Raw genomic sequence first — 20809 nt, forward strand, 5'->3', positions numbered from 1 at the left:
CAGTGCCGCCGGGTCACCGCGTCCCGGGAGGATCGACGGCCCGAGGGGTGACAAGTGTCATGGTCGTAGCCTGGGCCGCATGGTGAACTCGACCGAGGCGGATCCGCCCGTGCGCGCGGGCCGCGGCGTCGCCGTGACCTGGTGGTACACCCTCGCGTCGGCCGCCTCCTTCGTGGTGATCGTCCTGGCCGTCTGGTCCGTGGCGGTGCTGAGCGCCGAGGCCGAGGAGTGGCGGAAGGGGGCCTACTTCCTGGGCGCGGCCGCCTGGGTCGCGGTGTTCTCGCCGACCGCGCTCGCGTACCGGCGCGCCGACCGCGAGGGCCCGGTGCGCCTCCGGGCCGCGCCGACCCTGGTCTTCTGCCTCGGAGTGGCGGCCGCCGCGCTCACCGGCACGGCCGCCGGGAGCCTCGCGCTCGGGCTCTCGCTCGCCGCGACCCTGGTCGCCGTGCTGCCCTGGCAGAGCGGGGTGCGGCTCCGGGTGATGGTGCTCTGCACGATCGTCCTCGCGGTCGCGGCGGTGCTCGAGCAGACGCGCGCGGCGCCGGACACGTCGGCCGCGCTCTCGACCCTCCTGCTGTTCGCGACGCTGCTGCCCCTGACGGTCGTCAGCGCGCTGTGGTGGTGGGACATCGTCCGCGAGCTCGACCGGGCGCGCGCCGCCGAGGGCCGGCTCGCCGCGGCCCAGGAGCGCCTGCTGCTCGCCGGCGATGTGCACGACCTCCAGGGCCACCACCTCCAGGTGATCGCGCTGCAGCTCGAGCTCGCCGAGCGCCTCCTCGGCAGCGACCCGGACGCCGCGCTCGAGCAGCTGCGCGCCGCCCAGCGCTCGGTCGACGGTGCCCGCACCGGCACCCGCGAGCTGGCGACGCGCTTCCGCAGCGTCCCGCTCGTCGACGAGCTGGCCAACGCCGCCGACCTGCTCCGCTCGGCCGGGCTCCGCGTCGAGCTCGAGGTCGACCCGGCGGCGGCTCACGCGCCGGCCGAGACGCTCGGGCCGGTGGTCCGCGAGACGACGACGAACATCCTCAAGCACGGCGGCGGCTCCAGCGCGCGGCTGCGGCTCGCGCGGGAGCGGGACGAGTGGCGGTTCGAGGCGGTGAACGACCTGGCACCGGACGCGGAGGAGGCGGACGGGACCGGCTCGGGCGTCCTCGGCATGGCGGAGCGGGTCGAGCGGGCAGGGGGGACGCTGCGCGCCGGGGCGGTCCGCCGCTCCTTCGAGCTGGACGCGCGCCTGCCGGTGGGGAGCGACTCGTGATCCGGGTGCTGATCGCCGACGACGAGGACATGATCCGCACGGCGCTGGCCGCGCTCCTCCGCCTCGAGGAGGACCTCGAGATCGTGGGCGAGTGCCGCGACGGCGAGCAGGCGGTCGCGGAGGCGTTGCGCCTGCAGCCCGACGTGTGCCTGTTCGACGTCGAGATGCCCGGGCTCGACGGGATCGAGGCGGCGGAGCGGCTGCGCCGGGTCTCCGCGACGCGGGTCGTGGTCGTCACCCGGCACGCGCGGCCGGGGGTCCTGCGGCGAGCGCTCGGAGCGGGCGTCAGCGGCTTCCTGCCGAAGTCGCGCCGGGTCGAGGACGTCGCCGAGGTGATCCGCCAGGTCGCGAGCGGACGCCGCTACGTCGATCCGGAGATCGCCGCCGACGCCCTGGCGAGCACGCGCAGCCCGCTGACCGACCGCGAGCTCGACGTGCTCAGCGCCGGCTCCCGCGGCGAGACGATCGGCGAGATCGGCGCGGCGCTGCACCTCTCCTCCGGCACCGTCCGCAACCACGTCTCGTCGATCCTCCGCAAGCTCGACGTCGACACCCGCCAGCGCGCGGTGATCGAGGCCCGCGAGCGCGGCTGGATCTGAGCGCAGGCGCCGCGACGGCAGCCACTACGCAGGCGTCGTCGCACTCACACTCGAGTGCGACGACTTCCGCGTTCTCGCGAGCGGTGCCCGTCAGGCCGTCGGCGTCCAGATCCGCATCGTCGACGGTCCGCGGTTCGCCCAGCGGTGGTACGGCCGGAACTCCGCCTCGAAGCGGCGCCTCTCCTCCACCGGCACGGAGCCGTAGGGCCAGCCGGGAGCCGCCTCCCGCGCCACCAGGGACACGCGCGCTCCCTCCGCCGTCACGACGGGCGGCACCGAGGCGTCGACCGCGATGTGCTCGGTGTCCAGGCCCTCGGGCAGGTCGAGCGACTCGATCGCGAGCACGAACGGCCCGCGCTCGAGGGCGACCTGGCCGCGCACCGCGTCGATCCGGGGGTGCGGGGCGACGAAGCGGGCCGTCATCGGCAGCGAGAGCCGCACGGTGTCGCCGGCGGAGAACGCCCGGCGGACGGTGACGGTCGGCGTCGAGACCGGCTCGCCGTCGAGCAGCGCCGAGCCCCGCGCGAACGGCGGCACCCGCAGCGTCAGCGCGAACTCCGCGTCCTCGAGGATCCGCACGACGATCTCGCCGTCGGCCGGGTACTCCGTCTCGACGCGCAGCGCGACGCCTCCCGTGCGCACCTCGTACGCGCCGTACTGGTGGAGTTGCACCCCGTCGTCGGTGGCGGTCGCGAAGCCGAGCTCGACGCTCGCGAGGGTGCGGGCGGTGTTGGTCGGGCAGCACGAGACCCAGAACCAGGGCGCGCGGAGGCTGGACTGCGCGCGGTCGGTCTCGCGCGACTCGTCCGGCGCCACTCCGTCGACGCGCTGCTGCAGCGTGTTCGTGTAGAAGAAGGCGCGGCCGTCGTCGCGGGTGGCGGGGAGCACCGCGTTCAGCAGCGTCCGCTCCATCAGGTCCGCGTAGCGGTGCTCGTTCGAGCCGAGCAGGAGCCGCCAGCTGAGCATCGTGGAGCCGATCGCCGCGCAGGTCTCGGCATAGGCGCGATCCGGCGGCAGCTCGTAGTCGGCGCCGAACGCCTCGTCCTGGTGGTGCGAGCCCATCCCGCCCGTGACGTAGGTGCGCCGCTCGACGGTCGCCTCCCACTGGCGGCGGACCGCCTCCTCCAGCTCGGCGTCGCCGGTCTCGACCGCGACATCGAGAGCCCCGGAGGCGAGGTAGAGGGCCCGCACCGCGTGGCCGCGCAGCACCTCCGCGTCGCGCACGGGCACGTCGTCCTGGAAGTACTCGGCGCCGAACGCGATCGGCTTCAGCGTCCCCGTCCCGCGCCGCTCCACGAAGAGGCGGGCCAGCTCGAGGTAGCGCTCCTCCCCCGTCGCCCGCGCCAGCTCGGCGAGCGCCGGCTCGATCTCGGGGTGGCCGCACACGGCGACCCTCCCCTCGGGCCCGAACTCGCGGTGCACGTGGTCGGCGAGGCGCCGGGCGACCTGCGGCAGGAGGTCGTCCTGCCCGGTGCGGAGCCGCGCCACGGCGGCCTGGATCAGGTGCCCGAAGCTGTACAGCTCGTGGCCCCACTCCAGGTCGGAGTAGCGCGCACGCTGGCCGGGCCGGCCGAAGCTCGTGTGCAGGTACCCGTCCGGGTCCTGGGCGGAGGCGACCCGCGCGACGAGGTCGTCGTACCGCTCCTGCAGCCCGGCGTCGTCGCTCCGGCCGAGCTCCCAGGCCATGGCCTCGAGGAGCTTGTAGACCTCGGAGTCGACGAACTCGATGCCCGCGTGCGCGTCGCCGCCCTCGGCGGACGAGATCGAGCCGTCGGCCGCGCGGTCGAAGTTGCCGGCCCAGCCGACGCGCTCGATCCACGAGCGGCAGTGCTCGATGACGGCGGAGGAGTTGAGGTCCTGGTAGTGCTTCCAGAAGCCGCCGGTGAGGCGGATCTCGTCCTGGCGGAGCGGCCGGAGCACGCTCCGCGAGGGGGCGACCGGGCCGCCGAGGGCGGTGGCGGTGGGGGCGGTGAGGGTCACGGTGTCTCCTTGGAGGGACGGGTCAGTCCTTGACGGCGCCGGCGGTGACTCCCGCCGAGACGTACCGCTGGGCGACGACGAGGAGGACGGCGGCCGGGAGCGAGGCGACCACGGCGGTCGCCATGATCGAGTTCCACTCCTGGTTGTTGTTGCCGATGTACTTGTAGATGCCGAGGGTGATCGGCTGGAGCTTCCCGCCGCTGTCGAGCGTCGAGGCGAAGATGAAGTCCGACCAGGCCCAGAGGAACGCGAACAGCGAGACGGTGACGACGGAGTTGCGGCTGATCGGCATGATCACCGAGGTGAAGGTGCGCCAGGCGCTCGCTCCGTCCATCCGCGCCGCCTGGGTGAGCTCGTCGGGGATCCCCGACATGAAGGCCGTGAAGATCAGCACGCCGAACGGCACCGCGATGGTGGAGTCGGCCACGATCAGGCCCGGGATCGAGTTGAGCAGCCCCAGGTTGAGGTAGATGGCGTAGAAGCCCATCGCCATGATGATCGCCGGGATCATCTGCGCGATCAGCAGCACGAACGAGAGGGCCTGACCGCCGCGGGGCCGCAGCTTCGCCAGCGAGTAGGCGGCGGGAGCGGCGATCGCCACGGTCAGCAGCACCGTGCCCAGGCCGACGACGAGGCTGGTGCCCAGGTAGGGCAGCTGCTCGCTCAGCACCGCCTGGTAGCCGGTGAACGTGGGCGAGAACGGGAACCAGTCCGGCGGATCCTTCCGCATCGAGCCGGTCGGAGTGAGGGAGACGTTGATCATCCAGTAGACGGGGAACAGCATGACCGCCGTGAGGGCGATCCCGACCACCGTCAGGTACCAGGGGCGGCGCGCGGTCACGAGTCGGCCTGCTTCCGCTGGACGCGGATGTACACGAGGCCGAAGACGAGGGCCAGGATGATCAGCAGGTTGCCGACGGCCGCGGCCGGTCCGAAGTCGGGCAGCATCGAGCCGAAGCCGAGCTGGTACGTCCAGGTGGCGAGCGTGGTCGAGGAGTCGGCGGGGCCGCCCTTCGTCATGATCCAGATGATGTCGAACACCTTCAGCGTGTAGACGAGGCCGAGCAGGATCGTGATCGCCGACACCGGCCGCAGCAGCGGCAGCGTGATCCGCCAGAACTGCTGGGCGCCGGTCGCGCCGTCGAGCGAGGCCGCCTCGTAGAGGTCCTGCGAGATGTTCTGCAGGCCGGAGTAGAGGATCACCAGATTGAACGGGATGCCGATCCAGATGTTCGCGATCAGGACCGCGATCAGCGAGGTGGTCGGCGAGGTGAGCCAGTTGATCTGGCCGATCCCGAACGACTCCAGGAACGCGTTCACGATGCCGGAGTCGCTGTTGAGCATCCATGACCAGGTCGAGGCCGAGACGATCAGCGGCAGGAGCCACGGCACCAGGAACAGCGCCCGGAGCGTGCTCGCCAGCGGGAAGCGGCGGTAGAAGAACACGGCGAGCGCCAGCCCCAGCGTGAACTGGAAGAGGAGCGAGACGCCGGTGAAGACCGCCGTGTGCAGCAGCGCCGGGCCGAAGGTCGCGTCCTGGAACACCTGGACGTAGTTGTCGAACCAGACGAAGGGTGCGTTCCCCTGCACGAACGAGCGGACCGTGTAGTCCTTCAGGCTCAGCTCGAGGTTGCGGTAGAGCGGGAACGCGTAGAAGACGAGCAGGTAGGCGACGAGCGGGGCGAGGAACGCCCACGCGACCAGACGGCCGCCTTCGGGGCGCCAGCGGCGCCGACGGCTCTCGGCGGCCGGGGCGGGCGGGGCCGGCGGCTCGGTGCCGCGCCGCAGGAGGCGGGCGGTCTCGGTGGCAGTGGTCATGGTCTCTCCCGTCCCTCCGGCCGGTGCGCGGAGCACCGGCCGGAGGGACCTCGTTCGGGGAGCGGGAGCCCCCGGTCGTCCTACTTCGTGGCGGATTCGGCGGCCGACTGGGCGGCCTTCAGGGCGTCCTCGGGAGACTGCGAGCCGCTGAGCACGGTCTGCACCGCGCCCCACAGCTGCTCCGAGATCTTCGGGTACTTCGTGCCGAGGTCGTCCGAGGTGCGGCCCTTCGCGGCCTGCACGGCGGTGACCCACGGCTCGAGGTCGGCGTTGCCGGCGACCTGCTCCTGCTGCGCCTCGGCCGTCGGCGCGATGTACGAGAGCGTGTTGTCGGTCGTGACCAGGCTGCTCGTCGAGGTCAGGCACTCGGCGATCTTCTTCGAGGTCTCGTAGCGCGCCGTGTCCGACTGCACCGGGAGGGTGAGGAACTCGCCTCCGGTCGGTGCGGGGGCCGCTCCGCCGTCCTTCGACGGGATGGTCAGCACGCCGTAATCGATGCCCGAGGCCTTCGCGTTGGCCAGCTGCCAGGTGCCGTTCTCGCCGAACGCGTACTCGCCGGTCTCGAACTCCTGCCAGCTCGTGGTCTGCGTGTTGCCGATCACGGAGTTGGGCGCGTAGCCCTTCTGCAGCCAGTCGCTCCAGAGCGAGACGGCGTCGACCGCGGCGGGCGAGTCGAGGTCGGTCAGCTCGGCGCCGGAGCCCCAGAACCACGGCAGGAACTGGAAGGTCCCCTCCTCCGTGCCGATGCCGGAGAACGTGATGCCCTTGCCGCCGGAGGCGGTGACCTTCTCGAGCGCGTCGGTCAGCCCGGCCCAGTCGGTGATGGAGGCGGCGTCCACGCCGGCCTTCTCGAGCACGGCCTTGTTGTAGTACAGCGCGAGCGTGTTGGCGCCGATCGGCACGCCGAAGGTGTCGCTGCCGGTCTGGCCGGCCGCGAGGATGTTCGCGTCGATCCCCTCGGTGGAGAGCCCGGACTCGGCGGTCGTGGTCAGGATGCCCGACTCCGCGAGCGTCGAGACCACGGGGTTGTCGACGAGCAGGAGGTCGGGCGAGTTGCCCTGCTGCCCGGCGAGCAGCGCCTTGTTGGTCAGGTCGGTGGTGTCGTAGCCGGTGCGCTCGACGGTGACGCCGGCCTCGGTCCCGCAGGAGTCGATGAGCTTCGCCCAGTCGGACGACTCGTCGAACTGGGGGTACGGGTCCCAGAACGTGTAGCTGCCTCCCGCGGCGGAGCCGGAGTCGCCCCCGGTGCCGCTCGCGCAGCCGGTCAGTGCGGCCGCGGCCGTTCCCAGCAGGACGGCGGCGGCGAGGCCCCGAGCGTGCTTCCTCGTCTTCACGGATGATCCCTTCGTCGTTGACGGATTCCTCGGCAGTCGTCCCGATCGTCTGCGCCGGGCCGAAACTACTTTCTGTCGGGTAAACCTAGGCAGGGGTGGCTCCCGCGTCAAGAGATGCGAGCTTTTCGGTCTTTTCGGTTTTTCGCCGAAGTCGTGCGAGGATCGACGCGGCGGCCCGCCGGGCCCGGAACGGAGACGCGGTGCCACCACGCAAGCCCACCGGCACCATCACGCTCACCGACGTGGCGGCCGCCGCCGGCGTCTCGATCGCCACCGCCTCCAAGGCGCTCAACGGCCGCGACCAGGTGCGCGCCGAGACCCGCCAGCGCGTGCTGGACGCCGCCGAGGCCCTCTCCTTCACCCCGAACCCGTTCGCGCAGGCCCTCAACTCCCGGCGCACGGGCACCATCGGGATGCTCACCAACGATCTCGACAACCGCTTCGTGCTCCCCGTGCTGCTCGGCGCCGAGGACGCGTTCGGCGCCGGATCGACGTCGGTGCTCCTCTGCGACGCCCGCGGCGACTCGATCCGCGAGCAGCACCACATCAAGAACCTGCTCGCCAAGCGCGTCGACGGGATCGTGGTGCTCGGCCGGACGACGAACCCGCGCCCCTCGATCACCCGCACCATCCCGGTGCCGGTCGTCTACGCCTACGCGCCCTCGGAGGATCCGCGCGACTCCTCCTTCACGCCCGACAACGTGCAGGCCGGCGTCCTCGCCGCCCGCCACCTGATCGAGCGCGGACGGACCAGGATCGCCCTCGTCAACGGCGAGCCGAGCTACACCGCCGCGCACGACCGTGCCCGGGGCGTCGAGCAGGCGCTGACGGAGGCGGGGCTGCCGCTGGTCGGCGGCGGCATCCTCTTCGGGCAGTGGTCCGAGAGCTGGGGCCGCCAGTGCGCCGAGTCGCTGCTGCGCGCGCATCCGGACCTCGACGCGATCATCTGCGCGAGCGACCAGATCGCCCGCGGCACGCTCGACCACCTGCGCGAGACCGGCCGGCGGGTGCCGCAGGACGTGGCCGTCGTCGGCTTCGACAACTGGGACCTCCTCGTCGAGGCCGCCCGCCCGCCGCTCTCGAGCATCGACATGATGCTCGACACGCTCGGCCGCGCCGCCGCGGAGGAGCTCTCGAACGCGATCCACGGACGTCCGACCGCGGGCGTGCAGGCCATGCCCGTCCGCTTCGTACCGCGGGAGTCCTCCGGCTGACGCCCCCGCCCTCCGCGAGAACGCGGAGGACCCCGCCTGCTCAGCGGTGTCCCGACGCTCGGAGCGGCGTCTCGACGCACGAGCGGGCCAGCGCGCATCGGCGAGGACACCGGAGGGACGGGCGGAGCGCGATCGAGGGCGCAGACGTGCGCCGGACCCCTCGGGAGTCCGGCGCACGGCCTGGCGGTGATCAGCTTCCGGTGATCAGCCGGGATCAGCTCCCGGTGCGCTCACCGCGGCGTCGGAGGGTGAGGAGCATCAGACCGCCGCCGAGCAGGGCGAGCAGGCCCAGCACTCCGGCGGTCGCCGTCGCTGCGGCGTCCACTCCGGTCGAGGCGAGAGCCGGACCGCGGGGACCGTTCGACCCGGACACGGGAACGACCGCGGCGTGGGAGGGCGCCGGTCGCGGCGCTGTGGTCGCGGTCGGAGTGGGCGAGGCCGTGGGCGTCGCGGTCGGCGTGGGGGTGGGGGTCGCCGTCGGAGCCACGGTCGGGGTCGCCGTCGGCGTGGTCGTCGGCGTGACCGTCGGAGCCACGGTGGGCGCGATCGTCGGAGTCACCGTCGGAGTGACGGTGGGCGCGATCGTCGGAGTCACCGTCGGAGTCACCGTCGGCACGACGGTGGGAGTCACCGTCGGGGTGACGGTGGGAGTCACGGTCGGCGTGACAGTGGGTGTGACCGTCGGCGTCACGGTCGGCGTCACGGTCGGCGTGACGGTGGGGGTCACGGTCGGCGTGACGGTGGGGGTCACCGTCGGGGTCACGGTCGGAGTGATGGTCGGGGTCACCGTCGGCGTGACCGTGGGCGTCACGGTCGGCGTGACCGTGGGGGTCACGGTCGGCGTGACTGTCGGCGTCACGGTGGGCGTGACCGTCGGGGTCACGGTCGGCGTCACGGTCGGCGTGATCGTCGGCGTCACGGTCGGCGTCACGGTCGGCGTGATGGTCGGCGTCACGGTCGGCGTGATGGTCGGCGTAGCCGTCGGCGACGATCCGCCGTCGGAGGGCTCGCAGCCCGGCTCGGTGAAGTCGTTGGAGTCGAGCGTGACCGCTCCCGTGCGGGCCAGTGCGCGGCCCTCGACGGAGACGCCCGTCGTCACCGTGATCGAGACCGAGGCGAGCACGGAGCCCACGAAGTCCGAGTCGGTGCCGAGAGTCGCGGAGCTGCCGATCTGCCAGTAGACGTTGCAGGCCTGCGCTCCGTTGATCAGGGCCACCGTGCTCGACGACGCCGTCGTCAGCGTCGACGCGGCGCGGATCACGAAGACCGCCTCGTTGACGCCCTCGGCGTCGAGCGTGAGCGTCCCCGTCACTCCGACCGGTCCGGCCGCGGTGTAGACCCCGGGCTTCAGCGTGCTGCCGCCGATCTCGGCGTCGATCTGCGCGGTCGTCGCCTGCGAGGCGAGCTGTCCGTAGGCGGTGCCCACGTCGGCCTGGGCCTGAGCCGCCTCCGCGTCTCCGCGGTGGATCACTCCGTCTGTCCGCCCGGGCGGGAACCCGGTGACGGCGGTCAGCGGGCTGACCCGACGTTCTGGTCGAGGACGCTCGACCCCGTGTTCGTCACGGTCGACGCGGCCAGGACCGAGTAGTCCTCCGCCGTGCCGAGGTCGGGAGCAGTGGCCGCCTGCGCCGAGACGCCGGCGAAGAGCGCGGCGCCGACGACGGCGAGGACGACACCCGTCCCGATCGCCCCTCTTCTGCGGTTCTGCCGATAACGGCGGAGCGAGGTACGAGAGGACACGTGCGGCATGAGGCCAGCGATCTGCCCACGTCAGCGTGAGCTCAACAACCCGAGGTGGGAGGCTCGAACCGTAGGTCGCGCTCCTCGCCCGCGTCTACGCCGCGACCCTGACGGGGGGCAGGATCCGCCGACGGCGTCCCCCGACCCGGGACATGCCCGCCACTGGAGTCCTCGCGCCGGTGACGGCGGACCCGGCCGGCGGAGCGGATCAGCGGTGCCGCCCGCGGCACCCGAACCGGTCGGAGTGCCGTGCGTCCCGGAGCCCTCAGCCGAGAGCCGCCACCCGCTCGATCACGCCCTCGCCCAGCCGGGCGACGTACCCCTCCGGATCCGTCCCGGCCGGCGCCAGCTGCACGTGGTCGATCCCCAGCGCCGCGTACTCCTCCATCGCGCGGACGAAGCCGTCGGGGTCGCCGATCGGATCGCCGCCCCCGGTGATGGTCTTCGTGATCGTCGCGTAGTCGCGCCCGAGGTCGTCGCAGTGCCGCTTCAGCACGTCGAGCTTGTGCGCCACGTCGTCCGCGCCGGTGCCGAACAGGTTGCAGGCGTCGCCGTACTGCGCGACCAGCCGCAGCGTCTTCCTCTCGCCGCCGCCGCCGATGAGGATGGGCGGGCCGGGCTGCTGGATCGGCGCCGGGTGGTTCAGCGTCTCGGCGAGCCGGTAGTGCATCCCCTCGAACGGCCCGTCGTCGTCGCTCCACATCTGACGGCAGATCCGCAGCGTCTCCTCCAGCCGCTCGAACCGCTCCTTCAGCGGCGGGTACGGCACGCCGAGCCCGAGGTGCTCGCGCTCGTACCAGGCGGCGCCGATGCCGAGCATCGCGCGCCCGCCGGAGAGCACGTCGAGGGTGGTGACGATCTTCGCGAGCAGTCCCGGATGGCGGTACGTCACGCCGGTGACGAGGAGCCCCAGCCGCATCCGCTCCGTCCGGCCGGCGACGAAGCCGAGCGAGGTGTAGCCCTCGAGCATCGGATCCTCGCTCGTCGCGAAGTGCTCCATCTGGAAGTAGTGGTCCATCAGCGTGAACCAGGCGCAGCCGACGTCCTCGGCCGTCCGCGCGGTCGCTCCGAGGATCGGCGCGATCTGCGCACTCCCCCCGGGCAGAGTGAAGTTCATGAAGTGAATGCCGAGCTGCACGCGCGTCTCCTGTCGTCCCGGGATGTCCAGGAGCCAGTGTGCGCCGAGCCACCGCTCAACACGCCGACGCGCCCGCCTCTGAGCGGCGTCTCATCCGTTCCGCGGCGTCTCGGCCGATCGCACCCGCCGAGGGGCGGTCGCCCTCACTCGCAGACGCGGAAGCGGTTCCGGTCGAACCCGACGACGTCGCCGACGGCGAGCTGGCGGCCGCGGCGCAGATCGACCTCGCCGTTGACGGTCACCATCCCCTCGGCGACCGCCTCCTTGGCCTCGCCGCCCGAGAGGATCCCCGCGAACTTGAGGAACTGGCCCAGGCGGATCGACCCGCCGCCCAGCGGGACGTCGACGGGCTCGGGGACGGCAGCGGCACCTGTCACGTCAGACCGCCGGGATGTCGGCGAAGCGCGAGAAGTGGCCGTGGAAGCCCACGGTCACCGTGCGGGTCGGGCCGTTGCGGTGCTTGGCGACGATGAGGTCGGCCTCGCCCGCGCGCGGGTTGTCCTTCTCGTAGGCGCTCTCGCGGTGCAGGAGGATCACCATGTCGGCGTCCTGCTCGATCGAGCCGGACTCGCGGAGGTCCGAGATCGCGGGGAGCTTGTCGGCGCGCTGCTCGGGGCCTCGGTTCAGCTGCGAGAGCGCGATGACCGGCACCTGCAGCTCCTTCGCGAGGAGCTTGAGGGCACGGGAGAACTCCGAGACCTCCTGCTGGCGGCTCTCGACCTTCTTGCCGGAGGTCATCAGCTGCAGGTAGTCGATGACGACCATCTTGAGCCCGACCCGCTGCTTGAGTCGGCGGCACTTCGCCCGGATCTCGACGAGGGTCATGTTGGGCGAGTCGTCGATGTAGAGCGGCGCGTCGTTGATCCGACCACGGGTGGAGGCGATGGTCGTCCAGTCGCGCTGGTCGACCGTGCCCTTGCGCATGTGCTGCAGCGGCACGGACGCCTCGGCCGAGAGGAGGCGCATCGCGATCTCGCTGCGCCCCATCTCGAGGGAGAAGAAGATCGTGGCCATGTTGTGCTTGATCGCGGCGGCGCGGGCGAAGTCGAGCGCCAGCGTCGACTTTCCGAGCGCGGGGCGCGCGGCGACGATGATCATCTGCCCGGCGTGGAAGCCGTTGGTCAGGTCGTCGAGGTCGGCGAAGCCGGTGGGAACGCCGGTGAAGCTGCCGTCCTTGTGAGCGGCCGCCTCGATCTCGTCGATCGCGACGGTCACCGCGTCGGTCAGCGGGACGTAGTCCTCCGCCGTCTCGGAGCCGGTGACGTTGTAGATCTCGGCCTGCGCCGTGTTGACCAGGTCGAGCACCTCGCCCTCGCCCTGGTAGCCCATCTGCGCGATGCGGGTGCCCGCCTCGACGAGGCGGCGCAGCAGAGCGCGCTCGGCGACGATGGAGGCGTAGTAGCCCGCGTTGGCCGCGGTGGGGACCATCGAGGTGAGCGTGTGCAGGTAGTCGGCGCCGCCGGCCCGCTGCAGCTCGCCCTGCTTCGTGAGCTCGTCGGTGACCGCGATGACGTCGGTCGGCTCGCCGTGCGAGTAGAGGGCGAGGATCGCGTCGAAGACGATCTCGTGCTTGGGGATGTAGAAGTCGGTGCCCTTGACGCTCTCGACGACATCGGCGACCGCGTCCTTCGAGAGCAGCATGCCGCCCAGCGCCGACTGCTCGGCGAGGAGGTCGTGCGGAGGGGTCCGCTCGTTCCCGCGCGACTCGCCGCGGTCTCCGCGACCGTCCCGTCCGTCCGAGCCGGGTACCGCCAGGTGCGCGATCGTCATGCCTTCGCCTCCTCCTGTCGGGTGCTGCGCGTCCGGTCGAGCCGGTGCCGGGATCCGGTCTACCAGCGACCTCCGACAGCGGCGCACGGGCGCCTGCCCGCACCCCTCGCGGGGCGCTGCGCCACCCTACGGACCGCCGCCCGCGGCACGCAAACCGCCCTGTGGAGAGAGCTGTGCAGAACCGAGGGGAAACGCCGGGCCCACTGTGGGCAACCTGTGGACAATCCTGTGGGATCAGCAACCGTCGGCAAGTTTTTTCCGGCTTTTGACCAGGCATTTCCTGCTTTCCACAGGTGTGCGGGGAAAAGAGTCTCAAGACCACAGTGAAGGTTGGTCCCGCCGGAGGGTGTATGTGGATGGAGCTGTGGAGAACGGGAACGACGAAGGGCGGTGCGAGGGGACTCGGAAGTCCCGTCGCACCGCCCTCCGCGGCGTTCTCGCGGCCTTACTTGGCCGCGACCACCTGCAGCTTCACAGTGGCCTGGATGTCGTCGCGCAGACGCACCACGGCCTCGTGCTCGCCGACGTGCTTGATCGCGTTCGAGATGACGATCTTGCGCTTGTCGAGTTCGCCGAATCCGGCCGCCGCCACCGCGTTCGCGATGTCGGAGGTCTTCACCGAGCCGAACAGGCGGCCGTCCTTGCCGGCCTTGACCGTCAGCTTCACGCGGTTGGCCTCGAGGACCTGCTTGGTGTGCTGGGCCTCTTCGATGGTCTTGTGCTCACGAGCGGCTCGCGCCGACTTGATCTGCTCGACCTGCTTCTCGCCACCGCGGGTCCACGCGACGCCGAAGCCCTGCGGGATGAGGTAGTTGCGGGCGAACCCGTTCTTCACGTCGACGACGTCGCCGGCCGAGCCGAGTCCGTCGACCTCGTGGGTCAGGATGACCTTGGACATACCGTTACCTACCTTCCGCTGCCGGCGTAGGGCAGGAGCGCCATCTCGCGGGCGTTCTTGACGGCACGGGCGATGAGGCGCTGCTCCTGAACGGAGACGCCGGTGATACGACGGGCGCGGATCTTCCCGCGCTCCGAGATGAACTTGCGGAGGGTCGCGACGTCCTTGTAGTCGATGACACCCACGCGGACCGACTTCGCGGGGGCCGCGTTCTTCGCGCCCTTGCCGCGGATCGGCTTGCGGCGGTCGCCGCTGCTCTTTCCAGCCATAGTGGTTTCCTTAGATTCTGGTTCGCCCCTGCCCCGCCGCGAGCGATCGCGGTGCGGGGGAGGCGTGATTCAGGTGAGGAGAGCGTCCGAGCCGAGGCTCAGAACGGCGTCTCGTCGTTGTAGCTGCCCGGCGTGCTCCACACGTCGCCACCGGCGGGAGCGCTCGGCGCCCACGGCTCCTCGGCCTGACCGCCACGGTTGCCGCCGGCGTTGCCGGAGCCCCCCTGACCGCCGCCGCCGAAGCCGCCCTGGCCGCCGCCGATCTGACCGCCGTTGCCCTGGCCGCCACCGGCCTGGCCGCGTCCGCCTCCACCGGAGGCGCGCGTGACCTGCGCGGTCGCGTAGCGCAGCGAGGGCCCGATCTCGTCGATCTCGAGCTCGATGCTGGTGCGCTTCTCGCCTTCCTTCGTCTCGTAGGAGCGCTGCTTCAGGCGGCCGGTCGCGATGACGCGGCTGCCCTTGGTCAGCGTTCCTGCGACGTTCTCGGCGAACTCGCGCCAGACGGAGGCGCGGAGGAACAGCGCTTCGCCGTCCTTCCAGTCGTTCGCCTGACGGTCGAAGGTGCGCGGCGTGGAGGCGATGGTGAAGTTCGCGACCGCGAGCCCGCCCTGCGTGTAGCGCAGCTCGGGGTCGGCGGTGAGGTTCCCCACCACGGTGATGATCGTCTCGCCGGCCATGAGCGCTACGCCTTGGGAGCGGCCGAGGCCTTGGCAGCCTTGCGGGCGGCCTTCTCGTCGGCGAGCTTCGCGGCGGCCGCGACCTGGGCGATGCCCTCTTCGGCCCGCAGCACCTTGGTGCGCATGACGGCCTCGGACAGCTTCAGCTGACGGTCGAGCTCGTTCGCTGCGGCGGAGGTCGACGTGAAGTCGACGACGGCGTAGATGCCCTCGGACTTCTTGTTGATCTCGTACGCCAGACGACGGCGGCCCCAGACGTCGACCTTGTCGATGGATCCACCATCGGTGCGGATGACGTTGAGGAACTTGTCGAGACTCGGAGCGACGGTGCGCTCATCGATCTCGGGGTCCAGGATGACCATGATCTCGTACTGATGCGTCACTAACCCACCTCCTTCGGACTGAACGGCCACGGTATTTCCGTGACAGGAGGGTATGTAGCATCTGCCCACTCCCGCGGACGCGAGTGCGTCTGGTCGTGGACAACCTGTACAGACTACAACAGGACCGCCGCGACGCGCCGGACGGATCCGCTCGAGGCGCACCATCCAGGGCGCAGGGCGAGGCGAGCACGGGGCCCGGCTCAGCGCCTCAGCGCGACGCCCACCACTCGCGGAGCCGCTGCGTCGCGACCTCCTCGCCGAGCGGACCCTCCTCGAGCCGCAGCTCCAGCAGGAACCGGTACGCCTGCCCGACCTCGGGGCCCGGGGCGAGGCCGAGGATCTCCATGATCCGCGTGCCGTCGAGGTCGGGGCGCTTGGAGGCGAGCTCCTCCTTCTCGGCGAGCTCCGCGATGCGCGCCTCGAGGTCGTCGTAGGCGTGCGCGAGCCGGTCGGCTTTGCGACGGTTGCGCGTGGTCACGTCGGCCCGGGTGAGGATGTGCAGCCGCTCGAGCAGGGGCCCGGCGTCGGTCACGTAGCGGCGCACCGCGGAGTCGGTCCACGCGCCGTCCGTGTACCCGAAGAAGCGCAGGTGCAGCTCGATGAGGCGGGCCACGTCCTTCGTCGTCTGGTTGTCGAACTTCAGCGCGCGCATCCGCTTGATCGCGAGCTTGGAGCCGACCAGGTCGTGGTGGTGGAAGCTCACCGCTCCGCCCGGCTCGAGCCGCCGCGTGGCCGGCTTCCCGATGTCGTGCAGGAGGGCGGCGAGCCGCAGCACGACGTCGGGCGCGGCTCCGGGGTGCCGCGACTCCTCCAGCGCGATCGCCTGCTCCAGCACGGTGAGGCTGTGGGTGTAGACGTCCTTGTGGTGGTGGTGCTCGTCCTGCTCCAGGCGCAGCGCGGGCAGCTCCGGGAGGAAGCGACCGGCCAGACCGGTGTCGACGAGCAGCTCCAGGCCGGCTCGGGGCGAGGCGGTCGCGAGGAGCTTCCGCAGCTCCTCCTGCACGCGCTCCGCCGAGACGTCGTCGATCCGGCCGGCGAGCTCGGCCATCGCCCACTCGACCTCGTCGGTGGTGCGGAAGCCGAGCTGCGAGGTGAAGCGCGCGCCGCGGAGCATCCGGAGCGGATCGTCGCCGAAGGAGAGGTCGGCGGGGGAGGGGGTGCGCAGCCGGCCGGCGAGCAGGTCCTCCACTCCTCCCGAGGGATCGACGAGGACGACCTCCGGGAGCCGCAGCGCCATCGCGTTGACCGTGAAGTCGCGCCGCACCAGGTCGCCCTCGAGCGAGTCGCCGAACTCGACCTCGGGCTTGCGGCTCACCCCGTCGTAGCTGTCGCTGCGGTAGGTCGTGATCTCGACCGTCTCGCCGGCCACGCGGGCGCCGATCGTGCCGAAGGCCCGGCCGATGTCCCAGTGCGCCTCGGCGATCGGAGCGACGATCCGCACGATGTCGTCGGGGCGCGCGGAGGTGGTGAAGTCGAGGTCGTGCACGCCGTGGCCGAGGAAGGCGTCGCGGACCGGGCCGCCGACCAGCGCGAGCTCGTGGCCCTGGGCTGCGAACGCCTCCGCCAGCCGCGCCACCGTGGGCGTCCCCGCGAGCGCGCGGAGGGTCTCGAGAGCGGTCTGGACGCTGTGCATTCGCACGATCCTAGTGGCGGGGGGTGTCCCGTCAGCGGGTGACCGTGCCAGGGGGTTACAGGGGGAACCGCGTGCACAGCGGACGCACCGCCTGCCCCGAGGAGGGCTGCCCGTAGAATCACCCGCATGGAGGCCGAGTGAGTCCGATGCATCGGCGCGACCCCTCCCTCCGCTCCCGCCGCTCGCGGGCGGCCCTCCTCCTGCTCCGCTCGGCAGGTGCTGCCGCTCTCGCGCTCGGCCTGACCGGCGTGGCCTCCCCCGCCCTGGCGGCCCCGATCTCCGCCGCGACGGCGACCTCGACGCCCGCTCCCGGCACCGTCACCACGACCGCGGGGGCCGGCAGCGACGGCGTCCTGCGGCCCGGCCAGGACCTCGAGCTCTCGATCGCCGTGCGCAACGGCACCACCGAGGCGATCGACAGCGCCGACGTGACGGTCGCCCTCTCCTACGCCACCCTCGACACCCGCGCGGAGCTGCACGACTGGCTCGACGCCGAGGCCGACAACGACACCGACCCGGTCCGTGCGACCGCCCAGCTGCGCCTGCTGCCCTCCAGCACCGCCGAGGCCGGCCTCACCGTGCCGGTCGACCAGATCCCCTTCTCCAACGACCGGACCGCGCTCGGCACCCACGCCGTCCTCGTCACGGTCACCGGTCCGGGTGGTGTCGTCTCGACCGCCCGCACGGCCGTCGAGCTGACTGACGACGCGGCGGCCCCGGAGCGCGAGACCGGCGTCAGCGTCCTCGTCCCGCTCACCGTCCCGGACACGGCCGACGGCCTGCTCTCGGCCGAGGCCCTCGCCGACTACACCGACGGCACGGGGACCCTCACCCGGCAGCTCGACGCGGTCGCGGGGAAGGGCGTCACGATCGGGGTCGACCCGCGCATCCTCGCCTCGATCCGGATCCTCGGCAGCGCCGCTCCGGAGTCGGCCCTCGACTGGCTCGACCGGCTGCAGTCCGTGCCGAACGAGCGCTTCGCCCTGCCGTACGCCGACGCCGACGTCTCGGCCCAGGCGCAGGCCGGGCTCTCCGCGCTCCTCTCTCCCACCTCCTTCGAGTACGCGATCGACGACACCCGCTTCGCCGCGGTCCCCGGCACCGCCAGCCCGGCGCCCACGGTCGCCGTCGACTCCGACCAGCCGGCCGAGGACCTGCCGGCGCGTCCGAGCACCGAGTCGCTGCTCGCCTCCGACTGGAGCACCTCCCTCGGCAGCGTCGCCTGGCCCGACGAGGGCACCCTCCGCGGGTCGGACCTCGACGTCTACGCGGCCAGCGGAGTGAACCGCACGGTCGTCCCCTCCTCCGGTCTCCTGCTGCCGGAGGAGGTGACCACGACCTCGCGCGCCACCGTCGGCGACTCGGACCTGGTCGTGGCCGACTCGCGCCTCACCGAGGCGTTCGATGCGGCCACCACCGCCACCGACGACACCGAGTGGCGCGCCCGCATGTCCGAGATCGCCACCGATCTCGCCGAGGTGCAGGAGGAGGGGACCGCGCCGGACGTCGTCCTCACCCTCGGTCGCGGCTCGGCGATCGGCGCCGCGCGCCTCTCCGAGACCCTCGACGCGATCGAGTCGCTGCCCTGGGCCCGCGGAGTCGCCCTCTCCACCGCCCTCGCCGTCCCCGCGACCGAGGGCGCGAGCGTCGTCGACTCGCCGGAGTCGGAGTCGCGGCTCGACCGGGTGCGCGACGTGCTCGACGCCGGCTCCGAGGTCGAGGCGTTCTCCTCCGTGCTGCAGGAGCCGGAGCTGCTGTCGGGCAAGAGCCGCAACGACGTGCTGGCGCTGCTCTCGGCGACCTGGCGCGGAGACGGCAGCGGCTGGGGCGACGCCGTCGGCGCGGCCATGACCGAGGCCGACCGGACGCTCTCGCTGGTGTCGATCGACGCGACCGGCAGCATCCTGCAGGTCTCCCGCGACTCGAGCATCCCCGTGTACGTCCGCAACGAGCTCCCCTGGCCGATCGCCGTCCGCATCCAGGCCTCGACCTCGAACGCCGTCCTCGACATCGACGAGGAGGCGATCGAGACCACCGAGATCGACGCCCGCTCGCAGGGCCGCGTCCTCATCCCCGTGAAGGCCCGGGTCGGCAACGGCGAGACGAGTCTCGGCCTGCAGCTGACCTCGGCGCAGGGCGTCCCCATCGGCACCCCCACGGGCATGACGACCAGCGTCCGCGCCGACTGGGAGACCGTCGGCACCCTGGTCATCGGGATCGCGCTCGTCGTCGTCTTCGGAGCCGGCATCCTCCGCAACATCCGCCGTCGCCGTCGAGGCGACACCCCTGAGGACGAGGAGGACCCGAACGCCGTGCTCGAGGTCCAGCCCGACCTCGACGACCAGCGATCGGACCCGCGTGGCTAGCTTCTCCCTCGGACGCGCGAGCGCCGTCCTCGCCTCCGGCACGATGGTCTCGCGGATCCTCGGCTTCATCATGTCGATCGTCATGGCGATCACGATCGGAGCCGCGGTCGCGCCGGGCGCGGACGCCTTCACGACGGCGAACCTGCTCCCCAACACGATCTACTCGATCATCGCGGGCGGCGCTCTGAACGCCGTCCTCGTCCCGCAGATCGTGCGGGCGGGCCTCGACGCCGACGGCGGCCGCGGCTACATCAACCGCCTGCTGACCCTGGCGCTCGGCCTGCTCCTGGTGACCACGATCGCCGCCACGGTCCTCGCTCCCCTGCTCGTGCGCCTCTACGCGCCCGGCTACGGACCGGAGCAGTACCAGCTGGCCGTCGCCTTCGCGTTCTGGTGCCTGCCGCAGGTCTTCTTCTACGGTCTCTTCACCATCCTCGGCGAGGTGCTCAACGCCCGCGGCTCGTTCGGCCCCTTCACCTGGGCGCCCGTGCTGAACAACGTCGTGGTGATCGCCGGGCTCATCGCCTTCATGGTGCTGTTCGGCGCCGATCCGGAGGGGAACCGTCCGGTCGACTCGTGGTCCCCGGCGATGGTCACCCTCCTCGGCGGGAGCGCGACGCTGGGCATCGTCGTCCAGTCGCTGTTCCTGATGCTCTTCTGGCGGAGGGTCGGCCTCAGCTACCGCCCCGACTTCCGCTTCCGGGGCGTCGGCCTCGGCACGGCCGGGCGGATGTCGCTGTGGTCGTTCGCCACGGTGCTGCTGACCATCGTCGCCGGCATCGTCGAGAGCCAGGTCTCCTCCACCGCGTCCGGCGAGGGGCCCTCGGCCGCGGCGCTGCAGAAGGCGTGGCTGATCTTCATGCTGCCCCACTCGGTCATCGCGATCTCGATCGCCATGGCGTACTTCACCAAGATGAGCGGCCACACCGCGCGGGGGGAGATGAAGGAGTTCCGCTCGGACGTCTCCACCTCGCTCCGCCTGGTGCTGATGATGCTCGTCTTCGCCGCCGCCGCGATCGTCGTGGTCGCGGTGCCGTTCGGCTCCGTCTTCACCGACTCGTTCGCGGACGCGCAGGCCATCGGAGCGATCGCCATGGCCTACGTGATCGCCCTGCCGCTGTTCTCCTCGATCGCCATCATGCAGCGCGCGTTCTACGCCCTGAGCGACGGAGTGCGGCCGTTCCTGTTCACCCTGGTGCAGGTCGTCGTGGCGGTCGCCGGGTACCTGATCGTGCTCCGGCTCCCCGCCGACCGCACCGCTGTCGGCATCGCCGCTGCGACCTCGCTCGGCATCTGCGTGCAGGCCCTCGTGGCGGCCCTCCTCCTGCGCCGCCGGCTCGGCGGCCGCGGAGGCAGGCGGATCCTCGTCAGGCTCGCGCAGTTCGTCCTCGCCGCGGTGCCCTCCGCCGCCGCCGGCTACGGCGTCCTGGTCGCCCTCGGCGGCACGCGCGCGGGCGGTTTCGCCGTCTCGAACTACGTGGAGCCGCTGCTCTCGATGGCCGCGATCGGCACCGTGATGGCGCTCGTCTACTTCGCGGTCCTCTGGTTCCTCCGGGTGCCGGAGCTGCGCGCCGTCCTGGCTCCGGTGCTCCGCCGACTGGGCCGCTGATGCTGCTCCGGCAAAAGCCCGGTCAGAGGCTCTTTCCGATTCTGCTGAGTCGACCGGACCGTAGCGCTGCCCACGCTCCCGGGCCCGCGGAATAGTGCCCGCCTAGGATGTGTTGTAGCCCAC

General features: G+C 71.8%; 19 protein-coding genes. 5 read left to right on the plus strand and 14 right to left on the minus strand.

Annotated features, from left to right (window positions below; all coding sequences use genetic code 11):
- Positions 1–79 precede the first annotated feature (79 nt).
- Complete coding sequence (locus tag C5C25_RS07590; protein ID WP_104250240.1) at positions 80–1258, plus strand: sensor histidine kinase; 1179 nt, start codon at positions 80–82, stop codon at positions 1256–1258.
- Positions 1255–1857 carry a response regulator transcription factor gene (locus C5C25_RS07595; RefSeq protein WP_104222701.1) on the plus strand — a complete coding sequence of 201 codons (603 nt, stop codon included), beginning with the start codon at positions 1255–1257 and terminating at the stop codon, positions 1855–1857. Before C5C25_RS07590 ends, C5C25_RS07595 begins: the two co-directional genes overlap by 4 nt.
- 90 nt (positions 1858–1947) lie before the next feature.
- Here C5C25_RS07595 and C5C25_RS07600 read toward each other — a convergent pair whose 3' ends face one another.
- The 4 genes from C5C25_RS07600 to C5C25_RS07615 all read right to left on the minus strand — a co-directional run bounded on the left by C5C25_RS07600 (position 1948) and on the right by C5C25_RS07615 (position 6989).
- Complete coding sequence (locus tag C5C25_RS07600) at positions 1948–3837, minus strand: glycoside hydrolase family 127 protein (protein ID WP_104250241.1); 1890 nt, start codon at positions 3835–3837, stop codon at positions 1948–1950.
- A gap of 22 nt (positions 3838–3859) precedes the next feature.
- Complete coding sequence (locus C5C25_RS07605) at positions 3860–4678, minus strand: carbohydrate ABC transporter permease (protein WP_104222699.1); 819 nt, start codon at positions 4676–4678, stop codon at positions 3860–3862.
- Entirely contained in the window at positions 4675–5655 is a 981-nt protein-coding gene (locus C5C25_RS07610; RefSeq protein ID WP_104225802.1) for a carbohydrate ABC transporter permease, read from the minus strand. Before C5C25_RS07610 ends, C5C25_RS07605 begins: the two co-directional genes overlap by 4 nt.
- A gap of 80 nt (positions 5656–5735) precedes the next feature.
- Positions 5736–6989: an extracellular solute-binding protein gene (locus tag C5C25_RS07615; RefSeq protein ID WP_104250242.1), complete on the minus strand. Its 1254-nt coding sequence runs from the start codon at positions 6987–6989 to the stop codon at positions 5736–5738.
- Positions 6990–7189: 200 nt separating this feature from the next.
- On the opposite strand from C5C25_RS07615, the gene C5C25_RS07620 reads away from it, so the two are divergent.
- Positions 7190–8203: a LacI family DNA-binding transcriptional regulator gene (locus tag C5C25_RS07620; RefSeq protein WP_104250243.1), complete on the plus strand. Its 1014-nt coding sequence runs from the start codon at positions 7190–7192 to the stop codon at positions 8201–8203.
- A 214-nt stretch (positions 8204–8417) separates the two neighbouring features.
- Here C5C25_RS07620 and C5C25_RS16820 read toward each other — a convergent pair whose 3' ends face one another.
- The 10 genes from C5C25_RS16820 to C5C25_RS07665 all read right to left on the minus strand — a co-directional run bounded on the left by C5C25_RS16820 (position 8418) and on the right by C5C25_RS07665 (position 16711).
- The gene (locus C5C25_RS16820) at positions 8418–9674 is read right to left on the minus strand and encodes an ice-binding family protein (protein ID WP_258069364.1); all 1257 of its coding nucleotides are present in this window, start codon (positions 9672–9674) and stop codon (positions 8418–8420) included.
- Positions 9675–9712: 38 nt separating this feature from the next.
- Positions 9713–9943 (minus strand): hypothetical protein, encoded by a 231-nt coding sequence (locus tag C5C25_RS16825; protein WP_258069365.1) that lies wholly within the window; start codon positions 9941–9943, stop codon positions 9713–9715.
- Positions 9944–10208: 265 nt separating this feature from the next.
- Positions 10209–11081, minus strand: a complete 873-nt coding sequence (locus C5C25_RS07630) for an LLM class F420-dependent oxidoreductase (protein ID WP_181133664.1) — start codon at positions 11079–11081, stop codon at positions 10209–10211.
- 143 nt (positions 11082–11224) lie between these two features.
- On the minus strand, positions 11225–11458 hold the full coding sequence (locus tag C5C25_RS07635; protein WP_104247028.1) for an RNA-binding S4 domain-containing protein: 234 nt from the start codon (positions 11456–11458) through the stop codon (positions 11225–11227).
- A 1-nt stretch (position 11459) separates the two neighbouring features.
- Positions 11460–12851: a replicative DNA helicase gene (gene dnaB, locus C5C25_RS07640; protein WP_104225797.1), complete on the minus strand. Its 1392-nt coding sequence runs from the start codon at positions 12849–12851 to the stop codon at positions 11460–11462.
- A gap of 445 nt (positions 12852–13296) precedes the next feature.
- Positions 13297–13749, minus strand: a complete 453-nt coding sequence (gene rplI / locus C5C25_RS07645) for a 50S ribosomal protein L9 (RefSeq protein ID WP_104222692.1) — start codon at positions 13747–13749, stop codon at positions 13297–13299.
- 8 nt (positions 13750–13757) lie between these two features.
- The gene (gene rpsR / locus C5C25_RS07650; protein ID WP_055784551.1) at positions 13758–14018 is read right to left on the minus strand and encodes a 30S ribosomal protein S18; all 261 of its coding nucleotides are present in this window, start codon (positions 14016–14018) and stop codon (positions 13758–13760) included.
- Positions 14019–14116: 98 nt separating this feature from the next.
- On the minus strand, positions 14117–14695 hold the full coding sequence (locus C5C25_RS07655) for a single-stranded DNA-binding protein (protein WP_104222691.1): 579 nt from the start codon (positions 14693–14695) through the stop codon (positions 14117–14119).
- A gap of 5 nt (positions 14696–14700) precedes the next feature.
- Complete coding sequence (gene rpsF / locus C5C25_RS07660; RefSeq protein ID WP_068207796.1) at positions 14701–15078, minus strand: 30S ribosomal protein S6; 378 nt, start codon at positions 15076–15078, stop codon at positions 14701–14703.
- Positions 15079–15286: 208 nt separating this feature from the next.
- On the minus strand, positions 15287–16711 hold the full coding sequence (locus C5C25_RS07665; protein ID WP_104250244.1) for a CCA tRNA nucleotidyltransferase: 1425 nt from the start codon (positions 16709–16711) through the stop codon (positions 15287–15289).
- Positions 16712–16857: 146 nt separating this feature from the next.
- Here C5C25_RS07665 and C5C25_RS07670 point away from each other — a divergent pair, with 146 nt between their 5' ends.
- Together C5C25_RS07670 and murJ are read left to right on the plus strand one after the other, a co-directional pair.
- Positions 16858–19077 (plus strand): DUF6049 family protein, encoded by a 2220-nt coding sequence (locus C5C25_RS07670; RefSeq protein WP_104250245.1) that lies wholly within the window; start codon positions 16858–16860, stop codon positions 19075–19077.
- Positions 19070–20686, plus strand: coding sequence for a murein biosynthesis integral membrane protein MurJ (gene murJ, locus C5C25_RS07675; protein WP_258069366.1), 1617 nt, complete (start codon positions 19070–19072; stop codon positions 20684–20686). Before C5C25_RS07670 ends, murJ begins: the two co-directional genes overlap by 8 nt.
- The last annotated feature ends 123 nt before the right edge of the window (positions 20687–20809 follow it).

Origin of the sequence: Rathayibacter sp. AY2B9 (assembly GCF_002931595.1) — a bacterium.
GTDB lineage: Bacteria > Actinomycetota > Actinomycetes > Actinomycetales > Microbacteriaceae > Rathayibacter.